General features: G+C 71.3%; 13 protein-coding genes and 2 pseudogenes. 10 read left to right on the top strand and 5 right to left on the bottom strand.

The window, feature by feature from the left end; genetic code table 11:
- Positions 1–45: 45 nt before the first annotated feature.
- Genes ABT288_RS19055 through ABT288_RS19045 form a run of 3 tightly spaced genes read left to right on the top strand, consistent with a single transcriptional unit; the run spans position 46 to position 4,243 of the window.
- A complete protein-coding gene (locus ABT288_RS19055) occupies positions 46–1,506 on the top strand; it encodes a sodium:solute symporter family protein (RefSeq protein ID WP_351608851.1) in 1,461 nt (486 codons plus the stop codon).
- Positions 1,507–1,562: 56 nt separating this feature from the next.
- Positions 1,563–2,531: an agmatinase gene (gene speB / locus ABT288_RS19050; protein WP_055706451.1), complete on the top strand. Its 969-nt coding sequence runs from the start codon at positions 1,563–1,565 to the stop codon at positions 2,529–2,531.
- 23 nt (positions 2,532–2,554) lie between these two features.
- Complete coding sequence (locus tag ABT288_RS19045) at positions 2,555–4,243, top strand: thiamine pyrophosphate-binding protein (RefSeq protein WP_351608849.1); 1,689 nt, start codon at positions 2,555–2,557, stop codon at positions 4,241–4,243.
- 69 nt (positions 4,244–4,312) lie between these two features.
- Here ABT288_RS19045 and ABT288_RS19040 read toward each other — a convergent pair whose 3' ends face one another.
- Positions 4,313–4,687 (bottom strand): hypothetical protein, encoded by a 375-nt coding sequence (locus ABT288_RS19040; protein WP_351608847.1) that lies wholly within the window; start codon positions 4,685–4,687, stop codon positions 4,313–4,315.
- Positions 4,688–5,019: 332 nt separating this feature from the next.
- On the opposite strand from ABT288_RS19040, the gene ABT288_RS19035 reads away from it, so the two are divergent.
- Positions 5,020–5,835 (top strand): peptidoglycan-binding protein, encoded by an 816-nt coding sequence (locus ABT288_RS19035; protein ID WP_351608844.1) that lies wholly within the window; start codon positions 5,020–5,022, stop codon positions 5,833–5,835.
- Positions 5,832–6,725: a helix-turn-helix domain-containing protein gene (locus ABT288_RS19030; protein WP_351608841.1), complete on the top strand. Its 894-nt coding sequence runs from the start codon at positions 5,832–5,834 to the stop codon at positions 6,723–6,725. The genes ABT288_RS19035 and ABT288_RS19030 overlap by 4 nt, the downstream gene beginning before the upstream one ends.
- Here the strand turns inward: ABT288_RS19030 and ABT288_RS19025 are convergent.
- From ABT288_RS19025 to ABT288_RS19015, 3 genes and pseudogenes are all read right to left on the bottom strand, one after another.
- Positions 6,722–7,138 carry a DUF6210 family protein gene (locus ABT288_RS19025; RefSeq protein ID WP_351608838.1) on the bottom strand — a complete coding sequence of 139 codons (417 nt, stop codon included), beginning with the start codon at positions 7,136–7,138 and terminating at the stop codon, positions 6,722–6,724. The genes ABT288_RS19030 and ABT288_RS19025 overlap by 4 nt on opposite strands.
- Positions 7,135–7,350, bottom strand: coding sequence for a DUF397 domain-containing protein (locus ABT288_RS19020; protein WP_351608835.1), 216 nt, complete (start codon positions 7,348–7,350; stop codon positions 7,135–7,137). The genes ABT288_RS19025 and ABT288_RS19020 overlap by 4 nt, the downstream gene beginning before the upstream one ends.
- 8 nt (positions 7,351–7,358) lie before the next feature.
- Positions 7,359–7,652, bottom strand: a pseudogene (locus ABT288_RS19015) (Scr1 family TA system antitoxin-like transcriptional regulator); the annotation flags it as partial.
- Between ABT288_RS19015 and ABT288_RS19010 the strand changes: the two are divergent.
- Together ABT288_RS19010 and ABT288_RS19005 are read left to right on the top strand one after the other, a co-directional pair.
- Positions 7,650–8,159 (top strand): annotated as a pseudogene (locus tag ABT288_RS19010) (hypothetical protein); the annotation flags it as partial. The pseudogenes ABT288_RS19015 and ABT288_RS19010 overlap by 3 nt on opposite strands.
- An 11-nt stretch (positions 8,160–8,170) precedes the next feature.
- Complete coding sequence (locus ABT288_RS19005) at positions 8,171–8,698, top strand: hypothetical protein (RefSeq protein ID WP_351608832.1); 528 nt, start codon at positions 8,171–8,173, stop codon at positions 8,696–8,698.
- A 59-nt stretch (positions 8,699–8,757) separates the two neighbouring features.
- Here the strand turns inward: ABT288_RS19005 and ABT288_RS19000 are convergent, their stop codons facing one another.
- Positions 8,758–11,010, bottom strand: coding sequence for a glycosyltransferase family 39 protein (locus tag ABT288_RS19000; RefSeq protein ID WP_351608829.1), 2,253 nt, complete (start codon positions 11,008–11,010; stop codon positions 8,758–8,760).
- Between the two features lie 146 nt (positions 11,011–11,156).
- Between ABT288_RS19000 and ABT288_RS18995 the strand changes: the two genes are divergently transcribed.
- The 3 genes from ABT288_RS18995 (at position 11,157) to ABT288_RS18985 (ending at position 17,011) form a co-directional block, all read left to right on the top strand.
- The gene (locus ABT288_RS18995) at positions 11,157–12,077 is read left to right on the top strand and encodes a serine hydrolase (protein ID WP_351608827.1); all 921 of its coding nucleotides are present in this window, start codon (positions 11,157–11,159) and stop codon (positions 12,075–12,077) included.
- Between the two features lie 65 nt (positions 12,078–12,142).
- Positions 12,143–13,171 carry an esterase-like activity of phytase family protein gene (locus ABT288_RS18990; protein WP_351608824.1) on the top strand — a complete coding sequence of 343 codons (1,029 nt, stop codon included), beginning with the start codon at positions 12,143–12,145 and terminating at the stop codon, positions 13,169–13,171.
- A 111-nt stretch (positions 13,172–13,282) separates the two neighbouring features.
- Positions 13,283–17,011, top strand: coding sequence for an ABC transporter ATP-binding protein (locus ABT288_RS18985; protein WP_351608822.1), 3,729 nt, complete (start codon positions 13,283–13,285; stop codon positions 17,009–17,011).
- The last annotated feature ends 14 nt before the right edge of the window (positions 17,012–17,025 follow it).

Genomic DNA, 17,025 nt, shown 5'->3' with positions numbered 1-17,025 from the left:
CACCCGCCGGCGATCCCCAGTACGACTTCGAGTGGAGGAGGCCCCATGGCCGTCGACTACACAGTGATCGTCGTCTATCTGGCCGGCATGCTGGCCATGGGCTGGTGGGGCATGCGCCGCGCCAGGTCCAAGAGCGAGTTCCTCGTGGCGGGCCGCCGCCTGGGACCTGCCATGTACTCCGGCACCATGGCGGCGATCGTCCTCGGCGGCGCCTCCACCATCGGCGGCGTGGGCCTCGGCTACCAGTACGGCCTCTCCGGTGCCTGGATGGTCTTCACCATCGGCCTCGGCCTGCTCGCCCTGTCGGTGTTCTTCTCCGCCCGCATCTCCCGCCTGAAGGTCTACACCGTCTCCGAGATGCTGGACCTGCGCTACGGCGGCCGGGCCGGCGTCATCTCCGGCTTGGTCATGTGGGCGTACACCCTCATGCTGGCCGTCACCTCGACCATCGCCTACGCCACGATCTTCGACGTCCTGTTCGACATGAACCGGACCGTCGCGATCGTCCTCGGCGGCTCGATCGTCGTCGCCTACTCCACTCTCGGCGGCATGTGGTCCATCACGCTGACCGACATGGTCCAGTTCGTGGTGAAGACCATCGGCGTGCTGCTCCTGCTCCTGCCCATCGCCGTGGTCAAGGCGGGCGGCTTCGGCGAGATGAAGGCCAAGCTGCCGACCTCGTACTTCGACCCGCTGGGCATCGGCGGCGAGACGATCTTCACCTACGTCCTGATCTACACGTTCGGCATGCTGATCGGCCAGGACATCTGGCAGCGCGTGTTCACCGCCCGCAGCGACAGGACCGCCAAGTGGGGCGGCACGGTGGCCGGAACCTACTGTCTGGCCTACGCCCTCGCCGGCGCGGTGATCGGCACCGCGGCCAAGGTGCTCTACCCCAAGCTCGGCAGCCCCGACGACGCGTTCGCCACCGTCGTCAAGGACGAACTCCCCGTCGGCGTCCGCGGCCTGGTCCTGGCCGCCGCCCTCGCCGCCGTCATGTCCACCTCCTCCGGCGCCCTGATCGCCTGCGCCACGGTCGCCAACAACGACATCTGGTCGCGGCTGCGGGGTGCCGTACGCCGGGACGGCGAGGATCACGACGAGGTCGGCGGCAACCGCGCCTTCATCCTGATCATGGGTGTGGCGGTGATCGGTACGGCGATCGCCCTGAACAACGTGGTCGAGGCGCTGACGGTCGCCTACAACCTCCTCGTCGGCGGCCTGCTCGTGCCGATCCTCGGCGGCTTGCTGTGGAAGCGTGGAACGGTGCAGGGCGCGCTGGCCTCCGTGACCGTCGGCGGCCTCGCGGTCATCGGCCTGATGGCGGGCTACGGCATCCTGGCCAACGAGCCGGTCTACTACGGCCTGCTCGCCTCCCTCGCCGCCTACGTCGTCGTCTCCCTGGCGACGAAGCCCACCGACGAGACGGTTCTCGCCACCTGGCGCGAGCGCCTCGCCGGCCGCACCCCCGAACTCGCGTCCGAACCGGTCCCGGCTCACCAGTAGAGTCATAGGGAAAGCAGTACATGCGCGACGAAGCGCAAGAAAGAAGGCATTTGACCATGAGCAGCAACGAGACGCCCCGCGGCCCCGTCGACTCCTCCCGCATCCCGCGGTACGCCGGCCCCGCGACCTTCGCCCGGCTGCCCCGCCTGGACGAGGTCGGCACCGCCGACGTCGCCGTGGTGGGCGTGCCGTTCGACTCCGGCGTCTCGTACCGGCCGGGCGCCCGCTTCGGCGGCAACGCCATCCGCGAGGCGTCCCGGCTGCTGCGCCCGTACAACCCCGCGCAGGACGCGTCGCCGTTCGCGCTGGCGCAGGTGGCGGACGGCGGCGACATCGCCGTGAACCCGTTCAACATCAACGAGGCCGTCGAGACCATCGAGGCCGCGGCGGACGAGCTGCTCGGCACGGGCGCCCGCCTGATGACCCTGGGCGGCGACCACACCATCGCCCTGCCGCTGCTGCGCTCGGTGGCGAAGAAGCACGGCCCCGTCGCCCTGCTCCACTTCGACGCCCACCTGGACACCTGGGACACCTACTTCGGCGCCGAGTACACCCACGGCACCCCGTTCCGCCGCGCGGTGGAGGAGGGCATCCTCGACACCTCGGCCCTCTCCCACGTCGGCACCCGCGGCCCCCTGTACGGCAAGCAGGACCTCACCGACGACGAGAAGATGGGCTTCGGCATCGTCACCTCGGCGGACATCTACCGCCGGGGCGCCGACGAGGTGGCCGACCAGCTGCGCCAGCGCATCGGCGACCGCCCGCTGTACATCTCCATCGACATCGACTGCCTCGACCCGGCGCACGCGCCCGGCACGGGCACGCCGGAGGCGGGCGGCATGACCTCGCGGGAGCTGCTGGAGATCCTGCGCGGCCTGGCCTCGTGCAACCTGGTCTCGGCGGACGTCGTCGAGGTCGCCCCGGCGTACGACCACGCGGAGATCACCTCGGTCGCGGCCTCGCACACGGCCTACGAACTGACCACCATCATGAGCCGCCAGATCGCGGCGGCCCGCAACGCCTGACTCTCCCTAGGGGAACGAGAGCTGTGACTCACGACCACGACCTGGTACTCCGCCCGACGCCGGCGCAGATCACCGCCGCCCTGAATCCTCCCCCGGGGCGCAACGGCGGAGACCTGGTCGTGGAAACACTGGCCGGGCTCGGCGCGACCACGGTCTTCGGCCTGCCCGGCCAGCACGCCCTCGGCATGTTCGACGCCCTGCGCCGGTCCTCTCTTCGCTATGTGGGCCTGCGCGTGGAGAACAACGCGGGCTTCGCGGCGGACGCGTACGGCCGTGTGACGGGCGAGGCGGCGCCGCTGCTGCTGTCGACCGGCCCGGGCGCGCTGACGTCGCTGGCGGCGCTCCAGGAGGCAGCCGCCGCCTCGGCTCCGGTGCTGGCGATCAGCAGCCAGATCCCGACGGCGGGCCTGGGCGGCGGCCGCCACGGCTACCTGCATGAACTCCCCGACCAGGCAGCCTCGTTCCGGGGCGTGGTGAAGTCGGTCCACACGGTCCGCACGCAGTCCCAGATCCCGTCCGCGATCGCGGCGGCCTGGAAGTCGGCGCTGACGGCACCGCACGGCCCGGTGTGGGTGGAGATCCCGCAGGACGTGCTGCTGGCTCCGACCGCTCTGCCGGTGGTGACGGCGCCGGACGCGACTCCCGAGGACTTGGTCCCCCGCCCCGAACTGACGGCGGTGGCCGCCGACTTGCTGTCACGGGCCGAGCGTCCGGCGATCATCGCCGGCGGTGGGGTCGTGCGGTCGGACGCCTCGGGCAAGCTGCTTCAGCTGGCCGAGAAGCTGCAGGCGCCGGTCGTGACCACCTTCGGCGGCAAGGGCGCGTTCCCGTGGGAGCACCCGCTGTCGATGCAGTCCTGGCTGGAGGACCGGTACACGACGGACTTCCTGGAGGACGCGGACGTACTCCTGGTGGTCGGCTCGGGCCTCGGCGAACTCTCCTCCAACTACCACACGTTCAAGCCGCGCGGCCGGGTCGTCCAGATCGAGGCCGACCTCGGCAAGCTGGAGTCCAACCACCCGGCGCTGGGCATCCACGCGGACGCGCGCCTGGCGTTGCAGGCGCTGCTGGAGACGGTGGAGGAGCGCACGGACGACTCGGCGCCGGAGCGGGTGCGGGGGCTGCTGTCCCGAGTCGGTGAGCGCATCGCGTCCCAGGGACTCACCCTGGAACACGAGGTGCTGGGAGCCGTCCGGCGCGCCCTGCCCGCCGACTCCCCGTCCTTCTGGGACATGACGATCCTGGCGTACTGGGCGTGGTCGGCCTTCGACCCCCGGGGCGCGAACACCATGCACTCCGCGCAGGGCGCCGGCGGCCTCGGCTACGGCTTCCCGGCGGCACTGGGCGCGGCGGCGGCCGACCCGGCACGCCCGGTGCTGGCGGTGTCGGGCGACGGCGGAGCCCTGTACTCGATCGCCGAGCTGGCCACGGCCAAGCAGTACGACCTCCCCGTCACCTGGCTGATCGTCGACGACGGCGGCTACGGCATCCTCCGCGAGTACATGACGGACGCCTTCGGCCAGGCCACGGCGACGGAACTGACGCGCCCGGACTACGTGGCGCTGGCGGAGTCCTTCGGGGTTCCGGGCGTCCGTACGACCCCGGAGACCCTGGAGGAGGACCTGCGGAAGGCGCTGTCGGCTCCGGGGCCGTCGGTGGTCGTCCTCCCGGCGGTGCTGCGGATGTTCGCACCGACGCATCTCGGACAGTGAGCGCCCGGCGCCGCCCCGGCGCGGGTGCGGAACCTGCGCCGGGGCGGACCGTCCGGGGCCGAGGCGGCCTCAGTGGCAGGTGCTGGAGCTGCTGATGTAGACCTGCGTCGGGTGCGCCCCGTTGAAGGCCCATCCCTCGCCGGGCTTCATGCAGATGGCCGGGTGGTTGGAGAACCTCACGTAGGCCACGTCGTCGTGCCGGGTGTTGACCGCGCCCTTCGCGTTGCGGCTCGCACCGAGCGTCTGCCAGTACCTGGTGTCCTTGAACTTCCCCGTCATCGTGTCGCCGTTGTAGAAGCAGACGTACGGATACGGACACGCCGGCCGGGCGGCGGTGGACGCGGTGTGGGTATCGGCCGAGGCGGCCTGTGCGGAGACGGCCAGGCCGCCGCCGGCCATGGCGCACGCGGTCAGGACGGCTGCGGTCGCGATGCGGAATCGCATGGATGCTCCTTGGTGTCGGTTGCCCTGAGGCGGCCCGCCCCACCCCCGTGGGGACGGGCCGCCGGCTGCCTGGGGCGGTGCGGGGTGGACCGCACCGCCCGCCGTGCACCACCGACTGTGCGGGGCGGGTCCAGGACGGGTACAGGCCTGCCCGGCAGGTGCCGCCGACGCGGGACGTCCCACCCTCCGACCTGCGAAGACGCCCTGCGCACTGAGTCGTCGACGGGACGCGCGTACGCCGGTGGTGTGGCCGGAACCCTGTGCTCGAAAGGCCGTTCAGGGGAACCACGGGCGCGTGGTGGGGCATGCTCGTCCGGGGAGTTGCAACAGACATGGGGTGGAACGTGTCTCGTTGGAAGCAGTTGCCGGACTCGCTCGACCCACGAGTACGACAACTCGCCGTACAGATGCGCAGAATCAAGGACCACAGCGGTCTGGGGCTGCAGGCCTTGGCCGCCCGGACGGGTTACAGCCGTGCCTCGTGGGACCGCTACCTCAACGGCCGTTCGTTACCGCCGCAGGAGGCGGTCACGGCACTGGCCCGCGCCTGCGACATCGACCCGGCCCGGCTGCTGGCCCTGCACGAGGTGGCGGTGGCGGCGGGGCGGGGCGGAGAGCACGGTTTGGGCCAAGCGACGCAGGCGGAACCGGGCGAGGAGAAGCAGGACGCACCAGGAGACGGCCGGGGACGGCGGATACGTGCTGCCGTACTGGTGTCGGCCGTGCTCGTGACGGTGGTGACCGCCCTGCTGGTGGCCGCGCCCTGGGACGGCGGCGGGGGACGGACCGCCGGTCGTCCGGCCTCGGCGAATGCCACGGAGTCGGCCCCAGGGACCGGGGCCGCGGCGAAGGGGGCGTTCGTGTTCCGGGCCGGCAAGGACCACCCGTGCAAGGTGCACCGGGCCGAGGACGGGCTGCTGTACGCGGGGTACAGCACGACCCGTGCCGACCTGATCGGCATGGGATCGTCGCAGTGGTCCGTCGTGGAGGTGCAGTGCCTGCTGCGCCATCACGGCTTCTCACCGGGGATCGCCGACGGGGCGTTCGGCTCCCGCACCGAGCGCGCGGTGGAGCGCTTGCAGGACCGGGCGCACCTCCGCGTGGACGGGGTCGTCGGCGAGGACACATGGGGGGTGCTGCGGAAATGACCTCCGGTGACCCGTCCGCCGGCCGGCCGTTGGAGTGCGAGCGGCTGGCGGAGACCCTGCGCGGGCTGCGGGCCCGGACCGGGCTGAGCCTGGCCGCGCTGGCCGCGAAGACGCCGTACAGCAAGTCGTCCTGGGACCGCTACCTGAACGGCAGGACCGTCCCGCCCCGGCAGGCCGTCGCGGAACTGTGCGACCTGGCGGGCGAGGACCCCGGACGGGCGCTCGCGCTGTGGGAGCTGGCCGACGCGGTGGCCAGTGGGCGGGCGGCGAGCGGACGTACGGCGGGTGGGGCGGCCTCTGCCGGGCGTGCGGCGGGCGGGCTCCCTCCTACGGCAGTGCCCACGCCTGACCCCGCCGAGTCCCTCCCGCTTTCGGTTCCGCGTCCGGCCCGGCGCGGCCTGATCGCCGGAGTCATGGGCGGTGGGCTCACGGCAGCCGCGCTCGTCCTGACACTGGCGGCCACCGGCGCCTTCAGCGAGTCCGGCTCGGACGCATCCCCGTCCCCGTCTCCCTCCGCACCCGTACCGGTGCAGGGATGCCACGGCACCGGCTGCACGGGCAAGGATCCCGAGATGTACGGCTGCGGAGCCGACCCCGTGCCGGTGACCCTGGGGCGGCAGAGCTTCCCCGGGCCGACGGTGGTGAAGATCCGGCACAGTACGGCCTGCGGTGCGGTGTGGGCGCGGATCGACCTCGGGAAGGTGGGGGACCGCGCGGAGATCCTCGTACCGCATCACGCGCCCTGGCGGATCGAGGTCAAGGACCGGTACGACGCCAAGGACTCCCTGTCGACCCCGATGGTCGCCGCCACCCCGTCCGACCTGGACCAGGTGCGCGCCTGCCTGGTCCGGGACGGCAAGCGGCACTGCTTCGGCCCGGAGCGGGGCTAGTCGGAGTTCTCCCAGACGAGCACCCCGGGCCCGTCGGGGGTGACGACCGGCACCCACGCCTCGTCGACGTCGGCGAGGCGGGACTCGTCGAGGGCGAGCGGGGTGGGGAAGAGGTCGTCCTGGTTCGCGGAACCGTACACATGGAAGGCGACGGCCGCGCGCAGCCGGTCGAGCAGCGCCGGCGGCCAGTCCGCGTGGCGGGCACCCTGTCCCTTCCAGGCGCCGACGAAGATCTCCTTCAGCTCCTGGTCCAGGCCCCGCCCGAACACGGGGATGAGATAGCCCTCCTGCGCGTATTGGGCACAGCGGTGGCCACCACCCTGCACCTTGTAGACGACGCCGGTCTCGGCCGCGACGATGACGAACACCCAACCGGCGCCTGTGCCTTCCGGGTCGAGGTAGATGTACCTCACCGGTGAGTGAGGCCCGCCTGCCTGGAGTGAGTCACCTTCAGGGCTTCGAGGAACGGGGCGAAGGCGGCGGCCGGGAAGGTGAGGGTGGCTCGGGCGGGGGCCTTTGAGTCGCGGACGGCTATGTGGGTGTCCAGGTCGGCGACTTCGACACAGTCGTTCCCCTCGCCTCCGCCGGAGAAGGACGACTTCTTCCATGAGGCAGGGGTGATCATGCTGGTCCTCACAGCTCCTTCGCCAACTGGTGGATGAGGTCACGTGACTGCTCTGGGGGCAGTGCCTGTTCCTTCACCTTACGGAAAAGTGTTCGAAAGTGCTCCAGTTGGGCTTCGGAGTCGACGAAGGCCGTGCCGTGTGGAGCGTCGCGTACGACGGTGTCCAGCCGGGGGACTGCTCCACCGAGGTACACCATGGTGCTTCCGGCTCCCGCGAAGTCGTGCAAGGCGAAGGGAATGACCCGCACGGAGACATGGTCGGCCTCGGACGCTTCGAGAATGCGACTCAGCTGAGTCCGGGCTGGGAGTCACTGACGGTGCGGCCGCTGGTCCTCGGTCCGGACAACGTGCCGGTGATCGCGGACGAGCGGCAGGCCGAGAAGGACGTCCCCCTTGCGGTGCTCTCGGCCATGACACACGGGCGTGGACCGCAGGCTGCGGTCATACTGGAATCCCTGGCCGCCGCCCTGCGGACCATCGATGCCGACAGTGCCGCAGTCTTCGTGCAGTTCGTCGACTCCTGCCTGGCCGACCCCCAGGCGAAGCAGATGTGGAGGGATTTGATGACGGCGATCCAGTACTTCTGGCGACACCCGCTGGCCGAGCAGGTACGCGCGGAAGGCCGGGAACAGGGCCGTATCGAGGATCGCCGGGAGATGATCCTGCGTATCCTGGAATGGCGCGAGCTTCCCGTGCCCGACGACGTCCGCGAGCGAGTGGAAGCCTGCACGGACCTCGATCAACTGGAGGTCTGGGCCCAGCGCGCCGTACACGCCACGGATGCCACGGAGTTGTTCGCCGAGGAGTGAGCGCGTGGCCGTTGCGCGGGCAGCTCTGGCAAGGTGAGGTGATGTTCGATTTCGGCATCGCGGGTTACCAGGCCACGTGGTCGTCCGGCCGTGGTGACACAGCGCGTGCGCATGGGGACCGCCTGCGTGGTCTTGTCGGCCGGACCCTTACGAGGGTCTGGATGGTCTGGGACCTTCAGGACGACGAGTGGTTCCCCGACTGCCCGGTGCTGTTCGACTTCGAGGGCGAGCAGGTTGAGATCAATCATCACAAGCTCGACGAGCTCTCCCTCACGTGGAACACGATCGACCCCAGCTGTCCCGTGCGGTGGCCCGGCTTCGATCTGCGGTGGCGTCCCGAGCCTCTCCCGGAACTGCAGGCTCTGCGGGGCCTGGCCCTCAAGGGGGCCGAACTGCTCGAGTGGACGGGCAAGGATGTCGCTCAGGGGAACGTCGACGTCCGCTTCGCCTTCGAGGCAGGCCGAGTGACGATCTTCAACGCCCTCGACGAGAACGGGCTGAGCTTCGACCCTGCCCGTCCGAGCCGGCCGGCCGGCTGATCGAAGCAGCACAGCGCGCCAACGGCATCGAGGCCCTTGGCGCGCTGTCGACGTCCGTCTCAGCTCACGTCCGACCGGTCCAGACGGTAGAGCGTGGACTGGTTGGCGGAGGAGGAAGAGCTTGAACTCTTGCTGTACGCACTCTCCTTCACCAGCGTCCCGTGCTTCTTCACCCAGGCCGTCACCAGGGACGACACGCTGTTGTTGTTCCCTCCGGGGCCGCCGCCCATCATGCCGCCGCCGAGCTGGATGTAGTGCAGTTCGCCCTTCTTGACCAGTTCCTCGAGCTTGGCGACGGTCATCGCCTTGTCGGTGCCGGTGAACCCCCACATGGAGATGACCGGGACCCTGGCGCTCAGCTCGATCTGGGCCGCGCTCTGCGAGTTGGAGACCGCGAGCAGCCAGGTGGCGCCGTCCTGGTGCTTCTTCAGGTAGGCGATCAGCTCGCTGTTCGCCCCGCCCATCATGCCGCCGCGCATCATGCCACCGCCCATGCCGGTTCCCATACGGCCGCCCGTGCCTGCCGTGCCGCCGCTCGGGGCGCCGGTTCCGCCCGGGGCCGTGCCGCCCGACGCGCCCTGGCCTCCGGGGAGTTCGCCGCCGGGGAAGCCACCGGACTGCTGTCCGCCGCTCGGCATCTGTCCACCGGAGGCTCCGCCCGGCACTCCGCCCGAGGCGCCCCCGGGCGCGCCGCTCGCCGGCCCGTCGGGCACGGTCCCGCCGATCTGCCCCGGCAGCTCACCGCCGCCCGGGAAGCCGCCCCGGCCCCTGCCGAAGCCCCGGCCGCCACCGGGGCCGCCGAAGCCGCCACCCGTCGAGGGCCCGGCCGTCGGGTTCACCCCGCTCATGCCGCCACCCGAACCGGACGGCACCGACCAGGCGTACGCCGCCGGGCCCGCGAGCGCCGCCACCACGGCCGCCGCCACGGATGCCGCGAGCAGCCGTACCCGGTTGCCCGACCGGAAGACGAACAGGCCGACGATCGCCGCCGCCATGAGCACACCGACGGCCGGCCACAGCCAGGTGTTCCAGCCGGAGGCCCGGCGCAGCAACACGATCGCCCAGACAGCCGTCACCGCCAGACCCGTCGGCAGCACCCACGCCCAGCGCTTGTCGGTACGGAACGCGCGCAGCAACAGCACGCCACCGCCTGCGCACAGCGCCGCGATGCCGGGTGCCAGGGCCGTCGTGTAGTACGGGTGCATCGTGCCCTCGGCGGTCGCGAAGGTGACGTAGTGCAGCACCGTCCAGCCGCCCCAGAGGATCAGCGCGGCCCGGGTGAGGTCGGTGCGCGGGGCGCGGCCGCACAGGATCAGGCCGGCGGCCAGCGCCACGGCGGAGAAGGGAAGCAGCCAGGAGATCTGGCCGCCGAGGATGTCGTTGAACATCCGGCCGAGGCCCGCGGAGCCGGAGAAGCCGCCCCCGCCGCCCCCGCCCCCGCCGCCGTTGCCCTCGCCGCCGAAGATCCGGCCGAGGCCGTTGTAACCCATGATCAGGTCCCAGGCGGTGCCGTCCGTCGAACCGCCGATGTACGGCCGTTCGGAGGCGGGGACGAGGGACACGGCGACCGCCCACCAGAAGCTGGAGACCGCCAGGACCACACCGGCGAGCAGCAGGTTCACGATCCGCCGTGCGAGCTTCGGGCGCGCCGCGAGCAGGTAGACCGCGAAGACGGCGGGGAGGGCGATGTAGCCCGCCAGCATCTTGGTGTTGAAGGCCAGGCCGAAGCACACCGCCGAGCCGAGCAGGGGCAGCAGGCGGCCGTTGGTCACCGCGCGCAGGGCGAGGGCCGCGCCCCCGACCATCAGCAGGACGAGGATCGTGTCGGGGTTGTTGTCCCGGTCGATGGCGACCGTGATCGGGGTCAGCGCGAGGACAAGCGCGGCCACGGCCGCCGCCGCGTGCCCGAACGCCCGCTTCACGGAGGAGTGCAGGATCCAGATCGTGGCGAGCCCGGCCGCGACCTCCGGCAGCATCATCTGCCAGGTGCCGAAGCCGAGGATCCGGCACGACAGGCTCATGACCATGTCGGCGAACGGCGGTTTGTCGACGGTGAGGAAGTTCCCGGCGTCGAGTGAGCCGAAGAACCACGCCTTCCAGTTCTGTGTGCCGCTGTAGATGGCCGCGCTGTAGAAGCTGTTGAGGCCGGCGCCGGAGAGGTTCCAGGTGTAGAGCACGGCCGCCAGCAGCAGGATCGCGAGCAGCGCAGGCAGCGACCAGCGCGGTGCGCGCTCCGGCGGTACGGCGTCCGGTGCCGGGGGAGCGGGGGTCGTCGTCGTGGCGCGAGGGAGGGGATCGGTGGCAGATGTCACCACTGCACCCTGCAGACCCGCGATGGGTGCGCGCTGTGGTGCACCTGGGCGGAAGCTGTGTGTCGGTGAAAGCCGGGTAAGGTCCCCGATCCCCTCGGTAAGAACGGAGTGCAACCATTGGGCCGCCTCCGTGAGTCAACTGGGGCATGAATTCCCGGACATCGAGGCGTACCGGCGCGCTCGCCGCCGCCCTGCTCATACCGGCGGTCACCGCCGTCACCGCCGCCACACCCGCCGCCGCGGCCACGCCCACCGTCAGCTGTACGTCCGCCAAGGCGGGCCTCGCCGCCAAGCTGCAGAAGGACATCACGGCGGCGCTGGCCACCCGCAAGGGCACGGTCGCGATCGGCCTGTACGACCGCAGCACCAGCACCACCTGCACCCTGCGCGCCACCAGCTCCTACGACTCGGCCAGCACCGTCAAGGTCACCGTGCTCGCCACGCTGCTGTGGGACGCCAAGCAGCACAACCGCTATCTGACCGACCGTGAGATCTCGCTCACCAAGGCCATGATCACCAAGTCGGACAACGACGCGACGACCGCGCTGTGGAAGCAGCTGGGCCTCACCAGGATCAAGGGCTTCCTCGCCGCCGCCGGGATGACGAACACCGTGCCGGGCGCGAACGGCTACTGGGGCCTGACCCAGGAGAACGTCACCGACGAGCAGAAGCTGCTCAAGCTCGTCACCGCCAGGAACAGCGTGCTGAGCGACAACTCCCGCGCCTACATCCTGAAGCTGATGGGCGAGGTCATCTCCGCCCAGCGCTGGGGCACTCCGGCGGGCGCGCCGTCCACGGTCTCCGTGCACGTCAAGAACGGCTGGCTGCAGCGCGCGACGCACGGCTGGCGGGTGCACAGCCTCGGCACCTTCGACGGCGCCGGTCACGACTACATGATCTCGGTGCTGACCCAGGACAACAGCACCATGGACTACGGCGTCACCACCATCCAGAACGTCGCCAAGGCCATCCACAAGGACCTCGTGCCGACCACCCCCGGCACCGCGGTCTACACCCCGACCAGCCGGCCCAGCGAGGCGTTCGTCGCGGTGCCGCCGCAGGGCTGACGACGCGCGAGGCGGTTCACGAGGCGGTCTCCCGCCGGACATCCGCCCGCCCTACGGTGACCGGCATGCGTCTGAGAACCGTACTCGCCACCCTGACCGCCGGCCTGGCGGCGGCCGCCTCCCTGGCCGCCGCCGGGCCCGCCGACGCCAACTCCGCGAGCGGCAAGGCCTGTTCGCCGTCGGTCTCCATCGACCGCTTCTCCGACGCGCTCGACAAGACGACGTACGACGGCACGTTCGTCGGCAACTTCTCCGCGCTCGCGGTCGACGGTGACGGTTCCCTCGCCGCGCTGGAGGACCGTTCCTCCCTGTTCGACCTGGACCCCAGGACCCTGCAGCCGCGGCGGGCCGTCCGCCTCGCCGACGAGAAGGGCGCCGACCTCGACTCGGAAGGTCTGGTCATAGACGCCGACGGCACCCGGCTCATCACCTCCGAGACCGAGCCGTCCGTCCGCCGCTACTCCGCCGACGGCAGGATCCTGGACCGCCTCCCGGTCCCGTCCTCCCTCCTCGTCGCCCCGGCCGGCCGCGCCACCGCCAACCAGACCTTCGAGGGCCTGACCCTGCTGCCCGGCGGGCACACCCTGGTGGCCTCCATGGAGGACGCCATCTCCGGCGACTCGACGGGGATCGTCCGCTTCCAGACCTGGCAGCGCACCAAGGGCGACCACTTCCGCCTCTCCGCCCAGTACGCCTACCGCACCGACACCGGCCTCGGCGTCCCCGAGGTCCAGGCCACGCCCGACGGTCGCCTCCTGGTCCTGGAGCGCGGCTTCACCCCGGGCGTCGGCAACACCGTCCGCCTCTACCTGGCCGATCCCCGCCACGCGACGGACACGAGCGGCATCGAGAACCTGACGGGGCAGCCGGACGTCCGCCTGATCAAGAAGACCCTGCTGACCGACATCGCCTCCTGCCCCTCGCTCGGCGCCACGGCCAGGCAGCCCCAGCCGAACCCCCTGCTGGACAACATCGAGGGGATGACGATCACCGGCCGTGATCACCGGGGCCGGCTGAAGGTCCTCCTGGTGAGCGACGACAACCAGAACCCGGCCCAGACGACGAGGTTCTACTACCTGCGGGTACGCGTCTGACACCTGCGGGTACGCCTCCGACCCTGCCCCCGGTTTGTTGCAGGGGGATGAAATCGGCCCCCATCCGCGTTGGTGCCTTCCGGTAGAGCAGGACGACAGGAAGGCACCCGCGTGGCAGCGCAACGGGGATGGGCACGACGCCTGGCGGCATACGCCTGGCGGTATCCGAAGGACGTCGTCCTCGCCCTCGGCTCCTCCCTCGGCGGCATGGCCGTCACGGCCGTCGTACCCCTGATCACCAAGGTGATCATCGACGACGTGATCGGGAACCACACCCGCTCCATGGCCCCCTGGGCCGGTGCCCTGATCGGCGCGGCCCTCCTCGTCTACGTCCTCACCTACGTCCGCCGCTACTACGGCGGCCGCCTCGCCCTCGACGTCCAGCACGACCTGCGGACCGAGATGTACGGCACGATCACCCGCCTCGACGGCCGCCGTCAGGACGAGCTGTCCACGGGGCAGGTCGTCGGCCGCGCCACCAGCGACCTGCAGTTGATCCAGGGCCTGCTCTTCATGCTCCCGATGACGATCGGGAACGTCCTGCTCTTCCTGATGTCCCTGATGATCATGGCGTGGCTGTCGCTGCCGCTGACCCTCGTCGCCCTCGCCGTCGCGCCCGCGCTCGGCTGGATAGCCAAGCGGAGCCGCAGCAGGCTCCACCCCGCCACCTGGTACGCCCAGGCGCAGGCCGCCGCCGTCGCGGGCGTGGTCGACGGCGCCGTCAGCGGCGTACGCGTGGTGAAGGGCTTCGGGCAGGAGGAGCAGGAGACCGGCAAGCTCAGGGAGGTCGGGCGCAGGCTCTTCGCGGGACGGCTGCGCACGATCCGGCTGAACAGCAAGTACACCCCCGCCCTCCAGGCCGTCCCCGCCCTCGGCCAGGTCGCCATGCTGGCCCTCGGCGGCTGGCTGGCCGTGCGCGGGCACATCACGCTGGGCACCTTCGTCGCCTTTTCCACCTACCTCGCCCAGCTGGTCGGCCCGGTCCGCATGCTCGCCATGGTCCTCACCGTCGGCCAGCAGGCCCGCGCCGGCACCGAGCGCGTCCTGGAGCTGATCGACACCGAGCCGACGCTCCGGGAGGGCACCAAGACCCTCCCGGACGACGCGCCCGCGACCGTCGAGTTCGACGACGTGTCCTTCGGGTACGGCAGCGGGGCCAAGGTCCTCGACGGGCTGACCTTCGAGATCCGGCCCGGCGAGACCCTGGCGATCGTCGGCTCCTCCGGCTCCGGCAAGTCCACCCTCTCCCTGCTGCTGCCGCGCTTCTACGACGTCACCCACGGCGCCGTCCTGATCGGCGGCCACGACGTCCGCGAGCTCACCCTGGACAGCCTGCGCGCCGCGATCGGGCTCGTCCCCGAGGACTCCTTCCTCTTCTCCGACACCGTGCGCAACAACATCGCCTACGGCCGCCCGGACGCCACCCAGGACGAGATCGAGGCCGCCGCACGCGCCGCCCAGGCGGACCGTTTCATCGCCGAGCTCCCCGAGGGCTACGACACCAAGGTCGGCGAGCAGGGCCTGACCCTCTCCGGCGGCCAGCGCCAGCGCGTCGCGCTCGCCCGCGCCCTGCTCACCGACCCGCGGCTCCTCGTCCTCGACGACGCCACCTCCGCCGTCGACGCCCGCGTGGAACACGAGATCCACGAGGCCCTGGGGCACGTCATGCAGGGCCGTACGACCCTCCTCATCGCGCACCGCCGCTCCACCCTCAACCTCGCCGACCGCATCGCCGTCCTCGACGGCGGCCGGCTCGCGGACCTCGGCACCCACGAGGAACTCCAGCAGCGGTCGGCCCTCTACCGCCGGCTGCTCACCGACCCGGACGAGCTGGGCGGGGTCTCCCCGGGCCGGGTCGAACCCGCCGTACCGCAGGAGGACACCTCCGTCCGCGAGGAGCTGGACGCCGAGTTCGACGCCGAGCGGGGGGTGACCCCCAGGCTGTGGACCGGCGACCGCGAACCGAAGAACGCCGAGGACACAGCGCTCTCCGGCACCCCGGCCACCCCCGGACTCCTCGCCCAGGTGGAGGCGCTGCCCCCGGCCACCGACACCCCCGGCATCGACGAGACCCGGGCGGTCCTCCCGGAGGACTCCTACGGCCTGCGCCGCCTGCTGCGCGGTTTCGGCCCGCCCCTGCTGCTCAGCCTGCTGCTGGTCGCCGTGGACGCCGGCGCCGGCCTGCTGCTGCCGGTGCTGATCCGGCACGGCATCGACGCGGGCGTGACGAAGATGTCCCTCGGCGCGGTCTGGGCGGCGTCCCTGCTGGGCCTGGTCACCGTCGTCGTCCAGTGGGTCGCGCAGATCGGCGAGACCCGGATGACCGGCCGTACGGGCGAGCGGGTGCTGTACACGCTGCGGCTGAAGATCTTCGCCCAGCTCCAGCGGCTCGGGCTCGACTACTACGAGCGCGAGCTGACCGGCCGGATCATGACCAGGATGACCACGGACGTCGACGCCCTGTCCACCTTCCTGCAGACGGGTCTGGTCACGGCGTTCGTCTCGGTCGTCACCTTCTTCGGCATCATGGGCGTCCTGCTGGTGATCGACCTCCGGCTCGCGCTCGTCGTCTTCGCCACCCTGCCCCCGCTGATCGTCGCCACCTTCTTCTTCCGCCGGGCCAGCGTGAAGGCGTACGAACTCGCCCGTGAGCGCGTCTCGGTGGTCAACGCCGATCTGCAGGAGTCGGTCGCCGGGCTGCGGATCGTGCAGGCCTTCCGGCGCGAGCGGGACGGCGGGCTGAGGTTCGCCGGGCGCAGCGACAGCTACCGCAGCGCCCGCATCCGCGGCCAGTGGCTGATATCCGTCTACTTCCCGTTCGTGCAGCTGCTGTCGTCGGTGGCGGCGGCGAGCGTGCTGATCGCGGGAGCGCACCGGATCGAGGCGGCGACCCTGACGACCGGCGCCCTGGTCGCCTACCTGCTCTACATCGACCTGTTCTTCGCGCCGGTCCAGCAGCTGTCCCAGGTCTTCGACGGCTACCAGCAGGCCACGGTCTCCCTGGGCCGCATCCAGGAGCTGCTGCGCGAGCCGACGTCCACGAAGCCGGCGGACGAGCCCCGCGAAGTGCCGTCCCTGCGCGGCGACATCGCCTTCGAGGACGTGCACTTCGCCTACGGTGACGACGAAGAGGCGCTCACCGGCATCGAGTTGACGATCCCGGCCGGGCAGACGGTGGCCTTCGTCGGCGAGACGGGCGCCGGCAAGTCGACACTCGTCAAGCTGGTGGCGCGGTTCTACGACCCCACCGCGGGCCGGGTCACGGTCGACGGCACGGATCTGCGCGCCCTGGACCTGACCTCGTACCGCCACCGCCTCGGGGTGGTCCCGCAGGAGGCGTACCTCTTCCCGGGCACGGTCCGGGACGCCATCGCCTACGGCCGCCCCGACGCCACCGACGCCGAGGTGGAGGCGGCGGCGCGGGCGGTCGGCGCGCACGAGATGATCGCCACGCTGGAGGGCGGCTATCTGCACGAGGTCGCCGAGCGCGGCCGCAACCTCTCGGCCGGCCAGCGCCAGCTGATCGCACTGGCCCGGGCCGAACTGGTGGACCCGGACATCCTGTTGCTGGACGAGGCCACGGCCGCCCTGGACCTGGCCACGGAGGCCCAGGTCAACCAGGCCACCGACCGCCTGGCGGGCCGCCGTACGACGCTGGTGGTCGCCCACCGCCTCACCACGGCCGCCCGCGCGGACCGGGTGGTGGTGATGGACCACGGACGGGTCGCGGAGGACGGCACCCACGACGAACTCCTCGCCCGCGACGGCCGGTACGCCGAACTGTGGCGCACCTTCGTCGGCCGCCCCGAACCGGAGGAGCCGGTCACCGCGTCCCGCTGAGCCGGCCCCGTCGC

The sequence above is a fragment of the Streptomyces sp. NPDC001093 genome, assembly GCF_040298985.1.
GTDB lineage: Bacteria > Actinomycetota > Actinomycetes > Streptomycetales > Streptomycetaceae > Streptomyces.
The sequence above is the reverse complement of the archived record's forward strand: the minus strand, read 5'-3'. Positions and strand labels throughout refer to the sequence as shown.